At 73.7% G+C, this 19,447-nt stretch carries 15 protein-coding genes; 6 read left to right on the forward strand and 9 right to left on the reverse strand.

Translation table 11 applies throughout. The features are described 5' to 3' along the window. Nucleotides 1-55 precede the first annotated feature (55 nt). From ACQPZP_RS01270 to ACQPZP_RS01290, 5 genes are all read right to left on the reverse strand, one after another. Nucleotides 56-1,384 (reverse strand): ATP-binding protein, encoded by a 1,329-nt coding sequence (locus tag ACQPZP_RS01270; RefSeq protein WP_433475766.1) that lies wholly within the window; start codon nt 1,382-1,384, stop codon nt 56-58. Then, on the reverse strand, nt 1,381-2,064 hold the full coding sequence (locus tag ACQPZP_RS01275) for a response regulator transcription factor (RefSeq protein WP_433465829.1): 684 nt from the start codon (nt 2,062-2,064) through the stop codon (nt 1,381-1,383). The genes ACQPZP_RS01270 and ACQPZP_RS01275 overlap by 4 nt, the downstream gene beginning before the upstream one ends. Before the next feature lie 73 nt (nt 2,065-2,137). Then, a complete protein-coding gene (locus tag ACQPZP_RS01280) occupies nt 2,138-2,599 on the reverse strand; it encodes a hypothetical protein (protein ID WP_433475767.1) in 462 nt (153 codons plus the stop codon). 82 nt (nt 2,600-2,681) lie between these two features. Next, entirely contained in the window at nt 2,682-4,502 is a 1,821-nt protein-coding gene (gene recQ, locus ACQPZP_RS01285) for a DNA helicase RecQ (RefSeq protein WP_433475768.1), read from the reverse strand. Nucleotides 4,503-4,546: 44 nt separating this feature from the next. Then, entirely contained in the window at nt 4,547-5,206 is a 660-nt protein-coding gene (locus ACQPZP_RS01290) for an HAD family hydrolase (protein WP_433475769.1), read from the reverse strand. 182 nt (nt 5,207-5,388) lie between these two features. Between ACQPZP_RS01290 and ACQPZP_RS01295 the strand changes: the two genes are divergently transcribed. Next, complete coding sequence (locus ACQPZP_RS01295; protein ID WP_433475770.1) at nt 5,389-5,850, forward strand: hypothetical protein; 462 nt, start codon at nt 5,389-5,391, stop codon at nt 5,848-5,850. A gap of 81 nt (nt 5,851-5,931) precedes the next feature. Next, nucleotides 5,932-6,324 (forward strand): phage holin family protein, encoded by a 393-nt coding sequence (locus ACQPZP_RS01300; RefSeq protein WP_433475771.1) that lies wholly within the window; start codon nt 5,932-5,934, stop codon nt 6,322-6,324. On the opposite strand, the gene ACQPZP_RS01305 is transcribed toward ACQPZP_RS01300, so the two are convergent. The 4 genes from ACQPZP_RS01305 to ACQPZP_RS01320 form a co-directional block, all read right to left on the reverse strand. Continuing rightward, a complete protein-coding gene (locus ACQPZP_RS01305) occupies nt 6,321-8,705 on the reverse strand; it encodes a hypothetical protein (RefSeq protein ID WP_433475772.1) in 2,385 nt (794 codons plus the stop codon). The genes ACQPZP_RS01300 and ACQPZP_RS01305 overlap by 4 nt on opposite strands. A gap of 669 nt (nt 8,706-9,374) precedes the next feature. Next, nucleotides 9,375-10,382 (reverse strand): cation diffusion facilitator family transporter, encoded by a 1,008-nt coding sequence (locus tag ACQPZP_RS01310; protein ID WP_433475773.1) that lies wholly within the window; start codon nt 10,380-10,382, stop codon nt 9,375-9,377. A gap of 68 nt (nt 10,383-10,450) precedes the next feature. Next, nucleotides 10,451-11,467 (reverse strand): hemolysin family protein, encoded by a 1,017-nt coding sequence (locus tag ACQPZP_RS01315; RefSeq protein ID WP_433475774.1) that lies wholly within the window; start codon nt 11,465-11,467, stop codon nt 10,451-10,453. Further along, nucleotides 11,455-12,843 carry a hemolysin family protein gene (locus tag ACQPZP_RS01320; protein ID WP_433475775.1) on the reverse strand — a complete coding sequence of 463 codons (1,389 nt, stop codon included), beginning with the start codon at nt 12,841-12,843 and terminating at the stop codon, nt 11,455-11,457. The genes ACQPZP_RS01315 and ACQPZP_RS01320 overlap by 13 nt, the downstream gene beginning before the upstream one ends. A gap of 341 nt (nt 12,844-13,184) precedes the next feature. On the opposite strand from ACQPZP_RS01320, the gene ACQPZP_RS01325 reads away from it, so the two are divergent. From ACQPZP_RS01325 to ACQPZP_RS01340, 4 genes are read left to right on the forward strand one after another with little or no spacing between them, the layout of a single operon-like run. Next, a complete protein-coding gene (locus tag ACQPZP_RS01325; protein WP_433475776.1) occupies nt 13,185-14,399 on the forward strand; it encodes a hypothetical protein in 1,215 nt (404 codons plus the stop codon). Continuing rightward, entirely contained in the window at nt 14,396-16,933 is a 2,538-nt protein-coding gene (locus ACQPZP_RS01330) for a tetratricopeptide repeat protein (protein ID WP_433475777.1), read from the forward strand. The genes ACQPZP_RS01325 and ACQPZP_RS01330 overlap by 4 nt, the downstream gene beginning before the upstream one ends. A 2-nt stretch (nt 16,934-16,935) precedes the next feature. Continuing rightward, the gene (locus tag ACQPZP_RS01335) at nt 16,936-18,123 is read left to right on the forward strand and encodes a PP2C family protein-serine/threonine phosphatase (protein WP_433475778.1); all 1,188 of its coding nucleotides are present in this window, start codon (nt 16,936-16,938) and stop codon (nt 18,121-18,123) included. Further along, a complete protein-coding gene (locus tag ACQPZP_RS01340) occupies nt 18,120-19,442 on the forward strand; it encodes a VWA domain-containing protein (RefSeq protein WP_433475779.1) in 1,323 nt (440 codons plus the stop codon). The genes ACQPZP_RS01335 and ACQPZP_RS01340 overlap by 4 nt, the downstream gene beginning before the upstream one ends. The last annotated feature ends 5 nt before the right edge of the window (nt 19,443-19,447 follow it).

Raw genomic sequence — 19,447 nt, forward strand, 5'->3', positions numbered from 1 at the left:
GCCGACCCATCGGACTGTGCAGGACATCGTCCGCGCCGACACCGAGGTGTCCCGCTCAGTGGGAACCCAAGGTGATGCGGACGACCGTCCCCTTGGCGGGTTCGGAGAGCAGTTCGGCACGTCCGCCATGGGCGGCCGCTATGGCGGCGACGATCGGGAGGCCGAGACCGGTGCCGCCTTGGTCGCCCCTGTGGAAACGCTCGAAGGCACGGGCCGCGTCCTCCGGGGACATGCCCGGCCCCTCGTCCTCGACCTCGATCAGACCTGGGGCCAGACGGATGGTCGTGGGCGTTCCGGGGGGTGTGTGGGCACGCACATTGGCCAGCAGGTTCGCGAAGACCTGGCGGATGCGGGCCTCGTCGACGGTCGAGACCAGAGTGTCGGGGGCGTCCAGCACGATGGGACGGTCGGGCGCGGCGGCGGTCGCGTCGGCGACGGCGTCCCGGGCGAGGACGACCAGGTCCGCGGTGGCCGGGTGCAGGGACGCCTCGCGGTCGAGGCGGGCGAGTTCGAGGAGGTCGGTGACCAGGCTGTTCATCCGGCGCGCCTCGTCCTCGATGCGGCGCATCGCGTCCGGCAGTTCGTCGGGCCCGAGCGCGCCGTGCCGGTACAGCTCCGCGTAGCCCTGGATGGCCGTCAGCGGAGTCCGCAACTCGTGCGAGGCGTCCGCGGCGAACTCGCGGACCCGGGCCTCGGAGCGGCTCCGCGCCCAGAACGCCTGCTCGATCCGCTCCAGCATCACGTTGATGGCGGCGGCGAGCCGGGCCGTCTCGGTGCGCCGCCCGGGGCCGGGCATGCGGGCGCGCAGGTCCCCGCCGGCGGTGATCGCGTGCGCGGTGCCGGCCATCCGGCTCAGCGGCAGCAGGCCGCGGCGGATGAGCCACCGCCCGAGCACGATCAGCACGGCGAGCAGGAGCGCGGCCGTGGCGATCTCGGTCAGGACGAGGTTGCGCACGGCGGCATGGATCTCGCTGAGGGGCGACGCCACGACCACGACACCGTTCCGCCAGGGACGCGCCACCGCGCGCAGCCCGGGAAGGGAGAACGGTTCCAGGCTCTGCGCGCGGGCGGCCAGCTCGCCCGGCCCGAGCCGGCCCACCTCGGCGACGGCCTGGCCGGGGGACGGCTGGTCGCCGCTGAGCACCCGGACCCGTCCCGCCGGTCCCACGGCCAGCACCACGAACTGGGCCGGCGCCACTCCCTGCTCGGGCAGGCCGGGTTTCAGCAGCCGCGACACCGCGCGGTCGCGGGTGGCCTGGAGCTGCCCGTCCACCCGGTGCATCAGGTACCCGTTGAGGACGAGCGCGCTGACCAGCCCCATGATCGCGAGTCCGGCGGTGGTGACGGCGAGGAGGCCGGTGAGCAGCCGGGCGTTGAGCGTCATGGCCGCAGCGCGTAACCCACCCCGCGCTGGGTGTGGATGAGCGGGGTGCCGAGCGGGTCCAGCTTGCGGCGCAGATAGCTGATGTAGGTCTCGACGACCTGGGGGTTGCCGTGGTCCCAGCCCCACACGCCGTCGAGGATCTGGGCGCGGGAGAGGACCATGCCCTCGTTCCGCATCAGGTAGGCGAGCAGCCGGAACTCGGTCGGCGACAGGTCGACGCCCACGCCGCCGCGCCGCACCGTCCAGTGCGCCTCGTCCAGTTCGAGGTCGGCGACCCGCAGGACGGCGTCCTCGGGGGCCGCCGCCGGGGCCGCCCGGCGCAGGACGGCCCGCACCCGGGCGATCAGCGCCTCGATCGAGAACGGCTTGGTGACGTAGTCGTCCCCGCCGAGCGTGAGCCCCGTGACGGTGTCGGACGGCGTGTCCCGCGCGGTCAGGAAGATCACCGGCACCTGGTCGCCGTCCGCTCGCAGCCGCCGGCACACCTCGAAGCCGTCCACGTCGGGCAGCATGACGTCCAGCAGCACGAGGTCGGGCCGTGCCTCCCGCGCCGCTCGCAACGCGTCCTCGCCGGTGCCCGCGGTGACGGTCACGAAGCCGTGGAACCGCAACGCGACATCGATGAGGTCACGGATGTTGGCCTCGTCGTCCACGACGAGTACCCGCCGGCTCTCACTCATCGGCTCCCGCAGTCCACTCCCTCAAGCCCTCCCGCCGAAGGTACCGCCAAGACGGGCCGGTCGGGTCGGGTGGTCAGCGGGGCTTGGGGACGCGGACCAGGCGGGCGGTTCGAGTGGTCCCGGAGCGTTCGCCCGCGACGAGGACCTGGTCGCCGTTCGCCAGGGCCTTGATGGCGGACTTCTCGCCGTTCTTGCGGACGCGGGTCTTGTCGCCCGCCGTCCACGTCCAGGAGACGCCGTCGTCGCTGCGGACGGTCAGCCCGGTCGACGAGACGGCCGTGATCTTGCCGCGCTGCCAGGTGGCGAGGTGGAAGCCGTCCTTGCGCCTGACGGTGGCCTCGCCGTGGACGCCGCGGAGCGCGCGGGCCCGGCGGAACGGATGCCCCTTGCCCGGATCCCCTTTGCCCGCGTGCGCCGTGCGGGACGGGGACGGCGTGGGGTTGGCGGCCGAGGCGGGGACGGCGAGGTAGAGGCCGAGCCCGAGGAGCCCGGCGGCGCCGACGCCGGCCGCGATCGTCTTGCGGTTGGTTCGCATGCCGATCAGGTAACCGGTCGCGTCTGGCAGAAGTCCACGCGGAATCCTGGGAGAACCCTGAGAGTTCCCCGAAGGCCGTGGATCAGGGCTCGGGCGTGAGGGTTTCCAGGACCTGGTCGCCGTATTTGGCGAGCTTGTTCTCGCCCACGCCGTTGACGCGGCCCAGTTCGGCGAGGGTGGCGGGGAGGGCCGTGGCTATCTCGCGGAGGGTCGCGTCGTGGAAGATGACGTAGGCGGGGACGCCCTGCTCCTTGGCGGTCGCGGCGCGCCAGGTGCGCAGGCGCTCGAAGATCGGCATCGCCTCGGCGGGGAGGTCGACCGGGGCCTTGGACGCCTTGGCGGTCTTCGCCGCCTTCGCGGCGGGACGTTCCGGTTCGCGGCGCATCATCACCTTGCGCTCGCCGCGCAGGACATCGCCGCTCGTGTCGGTCTGCAGGAGGGTCCCGTGATTGCTCTCGACGGCGATCAGGCCCTGCGCGAGGAGCTGGCGGACGACGCCGCGCCATTCGGCCTCGCGTAGTTCGGTGCCGACGCCGAAGGACTTCAGCGCGTCGTGGTCGAACTGGATGACCTTGGCGTTCTTCTTGCCGAGCAGGATGTCGATGATGTGGCCGGCGCCGAACTTCTGGCGGCGTTCCCGCTGGAGTCGGACGATCACCGACAGCACCTTCTGCGCGGGAACGGTCGCGTCCCACGTCTCGGGCGGCGTCAGGCACGTGTCGCAGTTGCCGCACGGTTCGCCCGGCTGGCCGAAGTAGTTCAGCAGCTGGACGCGGCGGCATTCGACCGTCTCGCAGAGGGCGAGCATGGAGTCGAGGTGCGTGCTCTGGCGGCGCCGGTGGGCGGCGTCGCCCTCGCCGCCGTCGATCATCTTGCGCAGGTTGACGACGTCCTGCAGGCCGTAGGCGAGCCAGGCGGTGGACGGGAGGCCGTCACGCCCGGCGCGTCCCGTCTCCTGGTAGTAGCCCTCGACGGACTTCGGCAGGTCGAGGTGGGCGACGAAGCGGACGTCGGGTTTGTCGATGCCCATGCCGAACGCGATGGTCGCGACGATGACGAGGCCGTCCTCCCGGAGGAAGCGCGCCTGGTTCGCCGCGCGTGTATCCGCGTCCAGGCCCGCGTGGTACGGGAGGGCTTCGATGCCGTTCTCCGTCAGGAACGCGGCGTGCTTCTCGACCGAGTTGCGCGACAGGCAGTACACGATGCCCGCGTCGCCCTTGTGCTCGTCCTGGAGCAGGCGCAGCAGCTGGCGTTTGGCGTCGGTCTTCGGCTCGATCCGGTACTGGATGTTGGGACGGTCGAAGCTCGCGACGAAGTGCCTGGCGTCCTCCAGGCGGAGCCGGGAGGCGATCTCCGCGCGAGTCGCCTCGGTGGCGGTCGCGGTGAGGGCGATGCGCGGGACGTCCGGCCAGCGTTCGTGCAGTCCGGACAGCATCAGGTAGTCGGGGCGGAAGTCGTGCCCCCACTGCGACACGCAGTGCGCCTCGTCGATCGCGAAGAGGGAGACGTTCCCGCGGTCGAGCAGCTCGACGGTGGTGCCGAGCCGCAGGCGCTCCGGCGCCAGATACAGGAGGTCGAGTTCGCCCGCGACGAACTGCGCCTCCACGACCCGCCGCTCGTCGATGTCCTGCGTGGAGTTGAGGAAGCCGGCCTGGACGCCGAGGGCGCGCAGCGCGTCCACCTGGTCCTGCATGAGGGCGATGAGCGGGGAGATGACGATGCCGGTGCCCTTCCGGACCAGCGCCGGGATCTGGTAGCACAGCGACTTCCCGCCGCCGGTCGGCATCAGGACGAGGGCGTCCCCGCCTCCGGCGACATGCTCGATGATCTCCCGCTGGCCGTCCCGGAACGTGTCGTAGCCGAACACGCGCCGCAGGGTGTCGAGCGCCTCGGTGGAAGTCATCGGCTCATACTATGAACCGCCGCGGACACCCGTCCCGCGAACGTTCACCTGTGGACAACCTCCACCAGTTCGGGTGTCAGCTCATCCAGGCCGTGCGCGACGTGCGCGGCCAGCGCCAGCGCGTCGGATGCCGGCGGGTGCGCCGGGCGGGGGATCGCGACCACCGTCATCTCCGCCGCGTGCGCGGACCGCAGCCCGTTGCTGGAGTCCTCGATCGCGACGCAGTCACGGCCCGCGACCTCCAGCCGGGCGGCGACGGCGAGATACCCGTCCGGAGCCGGCTTGCCCCTGTCGACCTCTTCGGTCGACACGGTCGCGTGGAACAGGCCGTCCACCCCGAGCAGGCCGAGCACCAGGTCGATCAGCGCCCGCGGGGACGAGCTGGCGAGGCCCAGCGGACGGTACCCGGCCATCCGGCGGACGGCGTCCTCGGCCCCCGGCAGCAGCGGCAACCCGTCCACGTAGCGCTGCGACATCTGGTCGACCACTTCGTAGGCGACCTCCTCCGCCGTGACGCCCTCGACGAGATCGGTGGCGATGTAGCTCGCCCACTCCTCGGTGCTCATCCCCATGAGCCGGTCCTGGGTGTCGGGGAGCCAGCGTCCGCCGCGGTCCGCGACGTAGGCGCGCCGCACCTCCTCCCACACCGGCTCGGAGTCGATCAGGACGCCGTCCAGGTCGAAAACGACAGCCTGCACGGACATGAAGCCCTCCATGATTCTCTGCGCGACGTCGCGTCACTACCCGGTGCGGTCGGACCGCAACCTTGCGCAGCGAGTTCGGACGAACCGTATTTATCCGGCGAATTGGACATGATCCGGTTCGAGTCTGGCATGGTGGAGAGCCTCCGAACCCCCTCCGGAGTCACTGCAGAGGAGATCTGCCCATGGTGTTCCTCGGTTTTCTCCTGGTCGCCGCCGCCCTCGCGGTCGGAGCCGGCGTCGTCCTGGACAACACCGACCCGGCGAACCTCGTCGTTTTCGGCCAAGCCGTTCCAGTACTGGAGAACGAATGGCAGGTGTTCCTCGCCGGGGCGGGCGTCGCCATCGTCCTCGTGAGCGGCATGCTGCTCATCTACTCGGGCGCCGCCCGACGCGTCCGCGCACGCCGTGACCTGCGCGACCTCCGCGAGGAGCGCGAGGAGTCGCTGACCACGCTGGAGATGGAGAAGCGGCGCCTGCAGCGCGAGCTCGCCCACGCCCGGCAGAACTCCCCGCGGCAGGGCGGCCGGCCGCAGGCCGCGCCGCGCGAGCCCGCCGTGCAGGGCGGTCCCGGCACGGGGCGGCCGCGGGCCGGGAACCGTTCGCAGGTCGCGGCCACCTCCCCCTTCTTCGACCGCGGGGAGTAGTACGCGGTGCTGACGGGACCGTCCGCCCAATAGCCGCGCAGAGGGATGACGCGGACGGTCCCGGACCAGCATGATCGTGCCGTGCGAATACTTTTCAAGGTCGGCATCACCGCGGTGGCCCTGTGGGTCGCCACGGTCCTGATCGACGGCATCGCGCTCGGCGACCAGACGACCGGCCGGCGGGTCCTCACGCTGGTCGCCGTCGCGGTCATCTTCGGCCTGGTCAACGCCGTCATCAAGCCGATCATCAAGACCCTCGGCTGCGCCTTCTACGTCGTCACGCTCGGGCTGATCGGGCTCGTGGTGAACGCGCTGCTGCTCTGGCTGACGAGCGAGCTGGCGCAGCGGCTGGACCTGCCGTTCCACGTGTCCGGTTTCTGGCCGGCCTTCTGGGGCGCGATCGTGGTCGGCGTCGTCGGCTGGCTGCTCCACCTCTTCATCCCCGAGGACGACAAGGACAAGGACCGGGACTAGCGGCCCGGGGCGGCGGTCAGCGCGCGTTCGAACGGGCTCTCCTCCAGGCGGCCGGACGGTTCGCCGGCGTACTCCCGGTAGCCCGGCGGACGCGCGCCGGCCGTCCCCACGAGGATCCAGCGGCGCGCCCGGACGGCCCCGATGAGGAACTCGCCGTCCGTCACCGCCCCGGCGTCCGCGACGATCAACGCGTCGAACTCCTCGTCGCCGACGGTCAGTCCGGCGCCCGCCGGGGTCCCGACGACCAGGTCGGCGGTGCGCAGCAGGACCTCGCTGCCCACGGCCCGCCCGCCCTCCATGTAACCGGTGAGCTCCTCGATCCGGGCCATCGCCCGCCGCTGATGGGTGGGAACGGCCTCCGGGTCGTCGGCCGGATCCGCCCCGCAGATCTCCCGGACGTTCTCCCGCGAACGGGCCTCGGTCTGCGTGAGCGTCTCCAGCTCGGCCTCCCAGGAGGTCATCTCCTGCGCGCCCTCCTCGGTGAGACGCGCCAGCGCGGCCGCCGACTCCGCCGCGTTCGCAGCGGCGGCCTCCGCGTCCGCCCGGGCCCGCGCCGCCGCCGAGAGCGCCTCCTCACGGGACGTCCGCGCGGTGTTCACCCGCTCCTCGATCGCCTGCGCGGCCTGGTGCGCCGCCCGCGCGCGCAGGCCGGCCTCGGTGGCCCGCTCCACCGACTCCGACGCCAGCCGCGCCTGCTCCCGGTGCTCGGCGCCCGCCTTCTCCCGCTCCGCCGCCAGCCAGGCCAGCTCCGTGCCGAGGCGCTCCTGCGCCTCCTGCGCCGCCTTCAGCCGCGCCCCGCCCTCCGACACGAACGACGCCAGCCCGCGCCGCAGCCGCTCCGCCTGCTCCGCCGCCTCCCTGGCCTCCCGCGCCCGCGACGCCGCCTCGTCCGCCTCCCGCGTCCGCGTCTTGACCTCGGCGCGCAGGCTGCGCAGCTCGGACGGCGGCGACGCCACGTGCAGCCGCTGCCCGAGCGACATCTTCCGGCGCTGCGCCGCCAGCGCGGACTCCGCCGAGACCAGCCGGTAGTAGGCGGCATGCCCCTCCGCGGCGGCGTCGGCGTCCGCCGCTGTCAGCCGGTGCGCCTCCTCCGCCGCGCCGGGCAGCGCCTCCCGCGCCCGCGTCAGCTCGTCGGTGAGGGACGCCTCCGCCTGCCGCGCGCCCTGCAACTCCGCCTGCGCCGTCTTGGCCCGCTCGTCCATCTGGACGCACCGCGCGTAGGCGGCGTCGGCGGTCCGCGTCAGCGTGTTCGCCTCGGCGCCCGCCTCGTCCGCCGCCTGTTTCAGCCGCTGCGCCTCCGCCCGCGGCTCTACCAGCTCCGCCTCGGCCTCCTCCTGGACGCCGGTGAGCCGCTCCGCCTCGGCCTCGGCGGCGGCCGCCGCCTCCTCCGCGGCGCCCGCCGCGTCCCGCGCCTCCCCGATCGCGGCGGACAGGCCGGCCTTCTCGACCTCCAGCCGCTCGGCCCGCCGCAGGTTCTCCGACTGGACGGCCTGGAGCGCCGCCGCGTCCCGGGGCCACTGCTCCAGCCACATCAGCCCGCGCCGCAGCAGCCGCACCTCCGTCTGCCACGACAGCCGCCACGCCTCCCCGACCGGCCGGAGCGCCGCCGACCGCACCCGCGTCTCCGGCGCCGACGGTCCCTCCTCCGGAACCGCCGGCTCCATCGCGGGCGGCGTGGGCAGCGGCTCCGCCCTCGTCGCGCCGGACGGGCTCGCGTCCGCCGCGGGGACGTCGACCAGGGGCTTGAACTCGATCGTCCCGTTCGACCCCGGCTCCCGCACCGGCGGCGCCGGCTCCTTTTCGACGGGCGGCATCGCCCGCGTCGCCACCGACCCCGACTCCGCCGTCTCCGGGAGCGTCTCGATCAGCAGGGAGAAGATCTCGGGATCGCCCTCCATGGTCCGCAGCAGCTCGGCGGCCTTCTCCCGGGTGGGCGCGACCAGCAGGGCCCGGCCGTCCGCCGCCGTCAGCTCCCTGACCGCCTCCCGGACGACGCCGGCCTCGTCCCCCTCCGGAACCTCGACCAGCCGCAGCGGGTCGGTGTCGTCCAGCGCCCCGGGCGCGACCAGGAACCGGGCCAGCACGTCCCAGTCCCCGACGACCCGGCCGTCCCGCAGCGCCCGCAGGGCCGCGATGTGCGGCGCCCACCCGACCGGCGGGACGTCCTCGGGCACCTCCCGAAGCCGCGCGTCGATCCGCTCGTAGAACTCGCTCAGCGGCCCGTAAACGCTTTCGACCAGCTCACGACGGCCTTCTTCGCCCGAGTCCGTCCCCAACGGCGGCGTGGGGTCGCTCGCCTCGATCGGCACGGTCTCGAGCCCGGCCCGGGCATCGATCTCCTCGCCCGCAGGCTCTTCGTCCTCCTCACCACCGGTGACCACACGGCTTGCACCGGCGTCGCCCAGCCCGGGGACGCCCTCCCCAGAGACTGCCGACGCGTCCTCCGCAGTCCCGCCGGGGCCAGCCGCGGGTTCTCCGTCGCTCGCCTCTTCCGGCGACGTGCCCGCCGGGTCCTCGTCGGAGGGCGTCTCGGGATCAGACGCAGGATCTGCGCTGCCTGCCGTCTCGCGCGGCGGGGTGTCCTCGGGGATGTCGCTGGCCGGTGGATCGTCAGCGGGTGTTTCGAGGGCAGCCGTGGCTTCCTCGCCGCTTATCGCCTCTTGCGGTGACGTGTCTTCTGGGGCCTCGGCCGGTGGACCGTCAGTGGGCGTGGCGTGGGCGGCCGTGGGTTCTTCGTCCTCGTCGTCCGGTGGCTTGTCGGCGGGTGTCTCAGGGGCGACCGCAGGTTCGCTGCTTGCCGTCTCGTGCGGCTGGGTGGGCTCTGGGGCGTCGTCGTCCGGTGGCTGGTCGGGGAGTTCCGCGTCGGTGGACGGGACGGTTTGGGGGAGGGGGACGGCCACCGTCGGGAGTTCGGAGTCAGGGACGTAGTGGGGCCTGGCGTCGTCTTCGTCAGGACCGTTGGTTTCCGGAGGCTGCTTCACCGTTTCGTCCCGTCCCAGAGGCATATATGTTCCCCTTGTGCCCGGGACTAACGTCTCATACGCGGCGGGTCAGCGGTGCCCGGCGAGGGCCGCGTGATGATCTTCACCGTGGCGGGGCTCCGGGTCGGGGTGGACGAGGGCGCCGGTGAGGCGGGGCAGCGCGTGCAGCAGGCTGTGCTCGGCGTCCACGGCGATCTCGTGGGCTCGGACGACGGTCGAGGCCGGATCGACGACCACGTCGCATTCGGCGCGCAGGTTGTGCCCGATCCAGCGGAGGCGGACGTCGCCCACGGCCAGGACGCCGGGAGTCGATGACAGGGCGGCTTCGGCGCGGTCGACCAGGGCGGGGTCCACGGCGTCCATGAGGCGGCGCCAGACCTCGCGGGCCGTCTGCCACAGGACGACCAGGATCGCCAAGGTGATGAGCAGGCCGACGACCGGGTCGGCCCAGGGAGCGCCCAGGGCGATGCCCGCGGCGCCCAAGAGGACGGCCAGGGATGCGAAACCGTCCGTGCGGGCGTGGAGGCCGTCGGCGACCAGGGCCGCGGAGCCGATGCGGCGGCCCACGCGGATGCGGTAGCGGGCCACCAGTTCGTTGCCCAGGAAACCGGCCAGGGCGGCGCCCGCCACGGCCGCCACGTGGTCCACAGGCTGTGGATGGGTCAGGCGCTGGACGGCGGCGTACCCGGCGGCGACGCACGACGCCGCGATGGCCAGGACGATGAAGACGCCCGCGAGGTCTTCGGCGCGTCCGTACCCGTAGGTGTAGCGGCGGGAGGGCGGGCGCCGGCCGAGGACGAACGCTATGCCCAGCGGGACGGCCGTCAGGGCGTCGGCGGCGTTGTGGAGCGTGTCGCCCAGCAGCGCCACCGAGCCGGTGAACGAGACCACGACGGCCTGTGCCAGCGTCGTCGCGCCGAGCCCCGCCAAGGAGATCCACAGGGCGCGCATGCCCTGGGCGCTCGCCTCCATCGCCGAGTCCACCTTGTCGGCCGTCTCGTGTGAATGCGGCCGCAGGGCGTGGACGGCTCGGGTGAGCCGTCCACGCCTGTGTCCATGCCCGTGACCGTGTCCCATCCCCTCACGATGGACCAGAAATCCCATTGCAGCACCTCGACAACTGCACTGTTGTCGCAGGTACACGGCTAGTGCGGGTTGGTCGCCAGTAGCTCTGCGAGGAGGTCGTCCAGGGTGACGATGCCGGCGAACTCGTTCCGGGCGTCGTTCACCACGGCGAGCTGGGCGCGGCCCCGGCGCATGCGGCTGACCGCGTCCAGGACGGTCGTCTCCGCGGTCAGGACGGGCGCCGGGTGCGCCAGTTCGTCCGCGCGGCGTTCGCCGTCCGGTTCGGTGATGGCCGCCCGGACGTGGACGATCCCCGTCATCGCGCCGTCCTCGCCGCGGACCAGCAGCCGGCTGTGGCCGCTGGCGGTCGCGGTCCGGCGGATCTGCGCGGCGGTCGCGTCCGCGTCGATCGTGGTGACGGACGTGGCGGGCACGACGAGGGGCCCGACCGTGGCCTCCCGCGCCGAGATCGCCCGGCGCAGCAGCTCGTGGTCGTGCCGCCCGATGAGGCCGAGGCGGCGGGACTCGCCGACGAGGTGGCTGAGCCGCGCCGGGTCGGCGTGGCTGTCCAGCTCGTCCTTCGGCGTGACCCGGATGAGCCGCAGCAGCGCGTTCGTCGTCGCGTTCAGCGCCGACAGGATCGGGCGGGACACCTTCGCGAACGCGCGGAACGGCAGGGCCAGGATCAGCGCCGACCGCTCGGGGTGCGCGATCGCCCACGACTTCGGGGCCATCTCGCCGACGACCATGTGCAGGAACGTGATCACGGCGAGCGCGCAGCCGAGCGCGACCGCCTTCGACGCCGCCTCCGGCATGCCGATCGCGTGCAGCGGCGGCTCCAGGAAGTGCTCGAACGCGGGCTCGGTGACGATCGCGAGGCCCAGCGAGCACATCGTGATGCCGAACTGCGCGCCGGCGAGCATCAGCGACAGCTCGCGGACGCCCGCGACCGCGGCCGCGGCCGGGCGGCCGCCCTTCGCGGCGGCGCGTTCCAGCTGCGGGCGGTTGGCCGCGACCAGCGCGAACTCGGCCGCGACGAAGAACCCGTTCCCGAGCAGCAGCAGGACGGTGATGAGCAGCGAGGTCAGCGGGTCCATGACGCCTCCGCGGACGCGGGCACCTCGCACGGCGGGTCGGAGAGCTCCGGGGCCTCCGCCCGGACGGCCTCCGCCGTGGCCGCGCGGATCAGGATCTTCTCGGCGACCCGGCGGGCCACGCTCACGACCTCCAGGTCGACGGCGCCGCCGTCCAGCTCGACGGTGAGCCGGTCGCCCGGGCAGGGCAGCCGGCGCAGCTCCGCCATGACGAGACCGCCGAGGGTGTCGTAGGCGTCGCCCTCGGGCAGGTCGAGCCCGGTGAGCCGGCCGACCTCGTCGATGCGCATGCCGGCGTCGACGAGCCATGAGCCGTCCGGGCCGGACGTCGGGGCGTCCTCCGGGCCGTCGGTCTCGTCGGCGATCTCACCGACGAGCTCCTCGGCGACGTCCTCGAAGGTGAGGATGCCGGCGAGGCCGCCGTACTCGTCCACGACGCAGGCGAACTCCTCGCCGGAGTCGCGCATGTGCTCGATCACCCCGTACAGCGGCTGGCTGCCGGGCACCAGCAGCGCGGGCCTGGCGACCGAGCCGACCGGGGTGGACGGGTCGAGCGTGTCGTCGGCGACCTCGCGGACGCCCGCGACGCCGACCACGTCGTCGACCTCCTGCCCGTAGACCGGGTACACGCTGTGCCCCGTCTCGCGGATCAGCGCGACCAGGTCGGCGACGGGCGCGGTCGCCGGCAGCGTCCGCACCTGGGGGCGGGGCACCATGACCTCGTCCGCGGTGAGGTCGCCGAACGACAGGGCGCGGTCCAGGAGGCCGGACAGGTCGGCGGGCAGATGCCCGGCGCTGTGCGACTTGCCGATGATGTCGGCGAGCTCCTCCAGCGTCGCGCCGCTGTGCAGTTCCTCGACGGGCTCGACGCCCACGGCGCGCAGCAGACGCTCCGCCGCGCGGTCGAACAGCCGGATCAGCGGCCCCGCGACCGTCAGGTACACGAGGGTGGACGAGGCCAAAGCGCGCGCGAGCGACTCGGCCCGCGCCAGAGCGAGGTTCTTCGGGAACAGCTCGCCCAGAAGCATCTGTATGAGCGTCGCCAGGACGAAGCCGGTGGCGAGGGCGATCGCGCCCGTCGCGCCCTCCGGAATGCCGACCAGGCCCAGCAGCGGCTGGATCAGCTCGGCGAGGGCGGGTTTGGCGATGAATCCGACGACCAGGGTGGTCATCGTGATGCCGAGCTGTGCGCCCGACAGCATGAACGACAACCGGCCGATGACCTTGAGGGCTCGCCGGGCGGAGGTGTCGCCGCGCTCGGCGGCCTGTTCCAGGGTCGCGCGGTCGGCGGCGACGTAGGCGAACTCCTGGGCGACGAAGTATCCGGTGGCGGCGGTGAGAAGGATCACCGCGAGCACACCCAGTGCCGCCGTCACCATGCGGCACCGGGTCTATGGCTGGGGTCCGACACCGCGGACTCACCACTCCTCTCGTAAACGTCCTGTTTGTCGTAACGTCACCAGGGACAACGAGGTTCCCCGTGCACAGGGTACGGGTCGGTAACGATCGTCGGAGAGCGGCCGTCGCGTGACGCCGGGCTTCCGGGACGGAAACAACCTTGTCTCGGTTAGTGTCACGGATCACACTTGTATGAGAGCGTACGTCCGATAGTGGACCGGTCCGTGCTCCCAGACCGGCATTGAGGGCATGCTCAGGGGGAACCGAGAACGCGACCGTGGGGCAGACGTTGGACCAGAGCGGGGCAGGGGCCGCCGCGCCCATGAGCCGTGAAGGCGTCGACCATGCCCTGAAGAAGCTCCGGGACGAGCGCGACCGCATCGCCGCGTCCCTCCTGGAACTGGACCGCCACCAGGGCAGCCGCCTTCTGGAGGGCGCCCGGCTGACCGGCGAGACGTGGCGCCGCTGGGACGGCGCGCAGGCCCGGCTGGCGACTCTGTGGCGGCTGTTCGACGCCTACCAGCGCGTTCTGGACGCCGCCGGAGAGCTGCGCGACCGGTCGTCGCGCCCGGACGCGGCCACGCTGACGGAGCTGTCGGGGATGCTGTCGGGGTTCTCGGTCGAGCTGCCCGACGGCGAGATCCCGCTGGAGCACCGCACGCTGCTCGGCCCGCAGGAGCGCCGCATCACGCTGGACGAGGCCGTCGCGATGATGTCGGACGCCTACGAGTTCGTCGCAGGCGAGATCGCCGCCGCCGACGCCGCCTGGACGGCGCTGCTGCAGCCGCTGGAGCGGGCCGAGGAGGGCTGGCGGGAGACGGCGCGGCTGGCGCACTCGCTCGACGGCACCCGGCATCCGGAGCTCGACCGGGTCGGACGCGAGCTGACCGCGCTCGGCCGGATCGTCCGGACCGATCCGCTGTCGCTGGTGAAGGACGGCCGCCCGGACACCGTCCGCCTTGACCGTGTCTGCGCCATACTTACCTCGCTCGGCGACGAACTCGCCGGCGTCGCCCGGATGCGCGAGGACTACGAGGAACTCGTCGTGCGGGTCACGGCCTCCATCGAGGAGGTCGAGGAGACGGAGCGGCGGGCCCACGACGCCCACGCGACCGCGCTCGCCAAGATCCAGTCGCCCAACCTTCCGGAACCGTCGCGGGGCCTCGGCACCGCGCTGCGGGACCGGCTCGCCGCCCTGGAACGGCTGCGCGAGGCCGGCCGGTGGGTGGAGATGGCGGGACGCTTCGCCGAGCTCGAACGCGCCGCCGACGACGCGCTGGAACGGGCGAGCGGTGATCTGCGTCTCAGTGCCGGGCTGCTCGACCGGCGGGGCGAGCTCCGGGGCAGGCTGGAGGCGTACCGGGCCAAGGCGGGGCGGCTCGGTCTGGTCGAGGACGAGCAGCTCACGGCGTTGTACGGGGAGGCCCGCGAGGTGCTGTGGACGGCGCCCTGCGACCTGCGCCGGGCGACCACGGTACTGGCGGAGTACCAGCGAGCGATCAGGGCGTGCGAGAGCGAGACGGGGAACCGGCGATGAACCGATGCACCCAGCCCGGCTGCACGGGCGAGGTGGAGGCGGACGGCTTCTGCAACGTCTGCGGCATGGCCCCGGCCGCCGACCAGGCTGCCGCCCAGCCGGCCGCACCCCCGAATCCGGCGACCGCGGGCCCGCCGCCGCCATACCCGGCGTCCGCGAGTTCGGGCCCTGGGAACCCGGCCCCGGCGCGGACCGCCGCGCCGGTGCGGCCCGTGGCACCCGTGGCGCCCGGCTATCCGGGCACGTACGGGCCGCCTCCCGGCCCCGCCCCGGTCGGTCCACCAGGCCAGACCCCCGTGACGACCCCGGCGACCCCGGCGCCTCCGGCCGGCGGGACGTCCGGAACGTCCGGCCCGAGCGGGCGCAGCGTGCCGGGTTCGTCCGGCAGCTCGCCGACCAGCGGGTCCGGCAGCATGGGGTCCGGGCGGACGGCGTCGCGCGGCGGCACCCGCGGGACGGGCTCCACCGGCTCCGCCCGGCGCGGGATGCTCGGGGCCGGCCTGGTCGAGGTGCCGCCCGTCCCGGCCCGCGACCCGGCTTCGGCGATCATGGAGAAGGCGGAGGTGCCGGAGAACCGGCGCTTCTGCAGCAAGTGCGACGAGAAGGTCGGGCGCAGCCGCAACGGGCGTCCCGGACGGACCGAGGGCTTCTGCCGCAACTGCGGGCACCCGTTCTCGTTCACCCCGAAGCTGCACCCCGGCGAGATGATCGGCGGCCAGTACGAGGTGCTCGGCTGCCTCGCGCACGGCGGGCTCGGCTGGGTGTACCTGGCCCGCGACCACAACGTGAGCGAGCGGTGGGTCGTCCTCAAGGGCCTGCTGGACACCGGGGACGCCGACTCGCTGGCGGCCGCGACCGCCGAGCGCGCGTTCCTCGCCGAGGTCGAGCACCCCAACATCGTCAAGATCTACAACTTCGTGCGGCACGGCGAGTCCGGCTACATCGTCATGGAGTACGTCGGCGGCCGCTCGCTGAAGGACATCCTGCTCAGCACCCGCCAGGAGCAGGGCGACCAGGCGGCGCTGCCCCTCGGCCAGGTCATCGCGTACGGGCTGGAGGTGCTGAGCGCCCTCGGCTATCTGCACGGCGTCGGGCTGCTGTACTGCGACTTCAAGCCGGACAACGCCATCCAGTCCGAGGAGCAGCTGAAGCTGATCGACCTCGGCGGCGTCCGGCGCGCCTTCGACGCGGACAGCCCGATCTTCGGCACGCCCGGCTACCAGGCCCCGGAGATCGGCTCGCAGGGCCCGTCGATCACGTCCGACCTCTACACCGTCGGACGCACCCTCGCCGTGCTGAGCTTCCCGTTCCGCGGCTACACCGGACGGCATCTGCGCAGCCTGCCGCCCCGCGAGGAGGTGCCGCTCTTCCAGCGGCACGAGTCGTACCACCGGCTGCTGCGGCGCGCCACCCACCCCGACCCCGCCCGCCGGTTCCAGAGCGCCGCCGAGATGGCCGAGCAGCTCACCGGCGTCCTGCGCGAGGTCCTGTCCGCCGAGGACGGGCGCCCGCGGCCCGCGCCGTCCCCCCTGTTCGGTCCCGAGCAGCAGACGGCCGGCACCGAGGTCGTCGGCGGCCTCGACACCGGGCGGGCGAACGGCTCGTCCCCGCCGATCCTGGCGCGGCTGGAGCCGGCCGCGGCCGCCGCCGCGCTGCCCGTCCCGCTCGTGTACGCCTCCGACCCGGCCGCCGCGTTCCTCGCCGGGCTCACCGCCCGCGACCCGGCCGACCTGGCCGCCGCGCTCGGCTCCGCTCCGGTGGCGTCCCGCGAGGTGCGGCTCGCGCTGGTGCGCGTCCGCATCGAGCTGGGCGACCTCGACGGCGCCGCCCGGCTCCTGGAGGACATCGCCGCCGAGGCCCCGGACGACTGGCGCGTCGACTGGTACCGCGGCGTCCGCGCGCTCGCCGGCGGGCGCGGCACCGAGGCCGTCGCCGTCTTCAACGACCTGTACGACCTCGCGCCCGGCGAGCAGGCGCCCAAGCTGGCGCTCGCCTTCTGCCACGAGACCCTGGGCGACATGACGAGCGCCGGCTACTTCTACGAGACGGTCTGGCGCACCGACCCCACGCACGTCAGCGCCGCGTTCGGGCTGGCGCGCACCCGCCTCGCGGCCGACGACCGCGGGTCCGCCGAACGCGTCCTCGACTCGGTCCCCCGGATCTCCAGCCACTACCTCGCCGCGCAGCTCGCCGCCGTCGCCGTCACCGTGCGGGGGCGGCGCCCGGGCGAGCTGAACGCGCCCGTGCTCATCGAGGCGGGCCGCCGCCTGGCGTCCCTGCGCCTCGACACCGAGCGGGCCGCCGCGTTCGCCGCCGAGGTCCTGGAGGCGGCGCTCACCTGGGTCCGCGCCGACCGCGGGCCCGCCCCGTCCGGCGTCCGGCAGCAGGTCCTGGAGACCGAGCTGGACGAGCAGCCCCTCCGCAAGCGGCTGGAGGACACCTACCGCGTGCTCGCCAAGCTCGCCGACAGCTCCGGGCATCGCCACGCCATGGTCAAACGCGCCAACGCCGTCCGCCCGAGGACGCTCTTCTGACCATGAACGCGGACCAGCACACGCCCGTCGAGCTCTGCCGCACCTGCGGCGAGCCCGTCACCGAGCGCGACCGCTTCTGCGAGGAATGCGGACGGCCGGATCCCACCACCCCCCGGACCCCGCCCCTGGGCACCGCGCTGCCCGGCAAGCCTCCGTCCCGCCGCAGGGCGACCTCCCACGACACGCCCCTCGCCTCGATCCCCCACCCCACCCCGAACGCCGATTCGTCGTCCGACCTGGCGACGAGAACCCGCCCGGACCGGCGCCGCGCCCCCGCCCCGACCGCCGAAACCGCGCCTGGTACGGGTGATGCCGCCGGTGCGGAGACGCGGTGCGGCGATTGCGGGGCGGCGGCCATCGGAGCGGACGGGTACTGCGGGCAGTGCGGGTTCCGGCAGCCCAGCGGGCGGGAGCACGTCGAGGAGGAGGCCGGCCTGTTCGGCGCGGCGGTGAGCGACGTCGGGCTGCGGCGCAGCCGGAACGAGGACGCGTTCGCGCTGGCCGCGCTGCCCGCGGGGGCGTGCGCCGTAGTCTGCGACGGGGTCGCGACGGCGCCCGGATCCGAGGAGGCGTCGAGGCTGGCCGCCGACTCGGCCGTGGCCGTCCTCACCGGGCGCGTGGCCGCCGGCATGGACCCGCGCGGCGCGATGCGCGCGGCGGCGGCGCGGGCGGCCGAGGTCGTGGCGGGGCTGTCCGACGACCCGGAGTCGTCGCCCGCGTGCACGTTCGTGTCGGCCGTCGTGGACGCGGCGGGCGTCACCGTCGGATGGGTCGGCGACAGCCGCGCATACTGGTTGTCGGAGGCGGGCTCGTACCGGCTCACGACGGACGACTCGTGGGCCGCGAGCATGATCCGGCAGGGCGCGATGACCGCCGAGGACGCGTGGGCCGACAAGCGGGCGCACGTGCTGACCGCGTGGCTGGGCGCGGACGCGGGGCCGGTCGATCCGCATGTGGCGGCGTTCCGTCCGACGGCGCCGGGGCTGGTGGTGCTCTGCAGCGACGGGCTGTGGAACGACCTGCCGGAGCCGGCCGCCCTCGCCGCGGTGGCGCTGGACGGCGCGGACGGCCCGCTCGGCGCGGCGCGGCGGCTGCTGCGGGCGGCGCTGGACGCGGGCGGGCACGACAACGTCACGGTGGCGGTGATCCCCTGTCCGCCGCCAGAACCGAGCAGGGAGCGGGGCAGATGAGCGATTTTCCGGAGTTCACCGTCCGGGTGGACCAGAACCCGTACCTCCCGGCCGGCGGACGGGAGATGCACGCGATCGTGTCCGTGGAGGCGCGCTCGTCCGGCGGTGCGGGTCCGGCGGGGGGCGGCGGACGGGCCCCCGCCGCGGAGATCATCATCATCGACACCTCCGGGTCGATGTCGTACCGGGGCAAGATGGCCGCGGCGAAGCGGGCGGCGCGGGCCGCGGTGAACGTGCTGCGCGACGGCGTGCACTTCGCGGTGGTCGCCGGCGCGAACCGGCCGCGGATGATCTACCCGCAGGGGGAGCGGCTCGTCGTGGCGGACGAGACGTCCCGGCGCAGCGCGGTGAACGCGGTGGGGCGGCTGGAGGCGGCCGGCGGAACGGCGATCGGGTCGTGGCTGCGGCTCGCCGACCGGCTGTTCACCGCGCACGACGCCACCGTCGCCGACAACGCTGTCAAGCACGCCATCCTGCTGACGGACGGCAAGAACCAGCACGAGTCGGACGAGGAGCTGGACGCGGCGCTGCGAGCGTGCACCGGGCACTTCCTCTGCGACGCCCGGGGCGTCGGCACCGACTGGGACGTCGCCGAGCTCCGCAAGATCACCTCGGCGCTGCTGGGCGGGTTCCTGGACGTCCCCGACCCGGCCGACCTGGAGGCCGACTTCCTGGCGATGACGCACGCCGCGATGAGCAAGGAGGTCGCGGACGTCGCGCTGCGCGTGTGGACGCCGCAGCAGGCGCGGCTCCGGTTCGTCAAGCAGATGATCCCGGCCGTGGAGGACCTGACCGGCCGCCGGGTCGAGTCCGGGACGCAGACGGGCGACTACCCGCTCGGCGCGTGGGGCAGCGAGAACCGCGAGTACCACGTGTGCGTCGAGGTGGAGCCCGGCGACGTCGGACGGCAGATGCGGGCCGCGTGGGTGAAGCTCGTCGCGGGCGACCGGGTCCTCGCGTCCGGGAACGTCCTCGCCGAGTGGACCGACGACGAGGCCAGGTCGACGCGCATCAACGGCCGGGTCGCGCACCACACCGGCCAGTCGGAGCTCGCCGAGGCCATCCAGCAGGGCCTGGAGGCGCGGCGCGAGGGCGACGAGGACACCGCGACCGCCCGGCTCGGGCGCGCCGTGGTGCTGGCCCGCAAGGTCGGCAACGAGCAGATCTCCGGCCTGCTCGACAAGGTCGTCGACGTGGTCGACCCGGCGCGGGGCACGGTGCGGCTGAAGCGGGACGTGGCGAAGGCGGATGAGATGTCGCTCGACACCCGTTCCGTCCGGACCGTGCGGACCCGGCACGGCGACGAGGCAGGGGGCTGAGGCCC

The sequence above is a fragment of the Spirillospora sp. CA-142024 genome, assembly GCF_050942325.1.
GTDB lineage: Bacteria > Actinomycetota > Actinomycetes > Streptosporangiales > Streptosporangiaceae > Spirillospora.

Excerpts from the sequence above, each read along its gene's own strand:
- ACQPZP_RS01270 (WP_433475766.1), bottom strand. The coding sequence starts at position 1,384 with ATGACGCTCAACGCCCGGCTGCTCACCGGCCTCCTCGCCGTCACCACC.
- ACQPZP_RS01275 (WP_433465829.1), bottom strand. The coding sequence starts at position 2,064 with ATGAGTGAGAGCCGGCGGGTACTCGTCGTGGACGACGAGGCCAACATC.
- ACQPZP_RS01280 (WP_433475767.1), bottom strand. The coding sequence starts at position 2,599 with ATGCGAACCAACCGCAAGACGATCGCGGCCGGCGTCGGCGCCGCCGGG.
- recQ (WP_433475768.1), bottom strand. The coding sequence starts at position 4,502 with ATGACTTCCACCGAGGCGCTCGACACCCTGCGGCGCGTGTTCGGCTAC.
- ACQPZP_RS01290 (WP_433475769.1), bottom strand. The coding sequence starts at position 5,206 with ATGTCCGTGCAGGCTGTCGTTTTCGACCTGGACGGCGTCCTGATCGAC.
- ACQPZP_RS01295 (WP_433475770.1), top strand. The coding sequence starts at position 5,389 with ATGGTGTTCCTCGGTTTTCTCCTGGTCGCCGCCGCCCTCGCGGTCGGA.
- ACQPZP_RS01310 (WP_433475773.1), bottom strand. The coding sequence starts at position 10,382 with ATGGGACACGGTCACGGGCATGGACACAGGCGTGGACGGCTCACCCGA.
- ACQPZP_RS01315 (WP_433475774.1), bottom strand. The coding sequence starts at position 11,467 with ATGGACCCGCTGACCTCGCTGCTCATCACCGTCCTGCTGCTGCTCGGG.
- ACQPZP_RS01320 (WP_433475775.1), bottom strand. The coding sequence starts at position 12,843 with ATGGTGACGGCGGCACTGGGTGTGCTCGCGGTGATCCTTCTCACCGCC.
- ACQPZP_RS01325 (WP_433475776.1), top strand. The coding sequence starts at position 13,185 with ATGAGCCGTGAAGGCGTCGACCATGCCCTGAAGAAGCTCCGGGACGAG.
- ACQPZP_RS01330 (WP_433475777.1), top strand. The coding sequence starts at position 14,396 with ATGAACCGATGCACCCAGCCCGGCTGCACGGGCGAGGTGGAGGCGGAC.
- ACQPZP_RS01335 (WP_433475778.1), top strand. The coding sequence starts at position 16,936 with ATGAACGCGGACCAGCACACGCCCGTCGAGCTCTGCCGCACCTGCGGC.
- ACQPZP_RS01340 (WP_433475779.1), top strand. The coding sequence starts at position 18,120 with ATGAGCGATTTTCCGGAGTTCACCGTCCGGGTGGACCAGAACCCGTAC.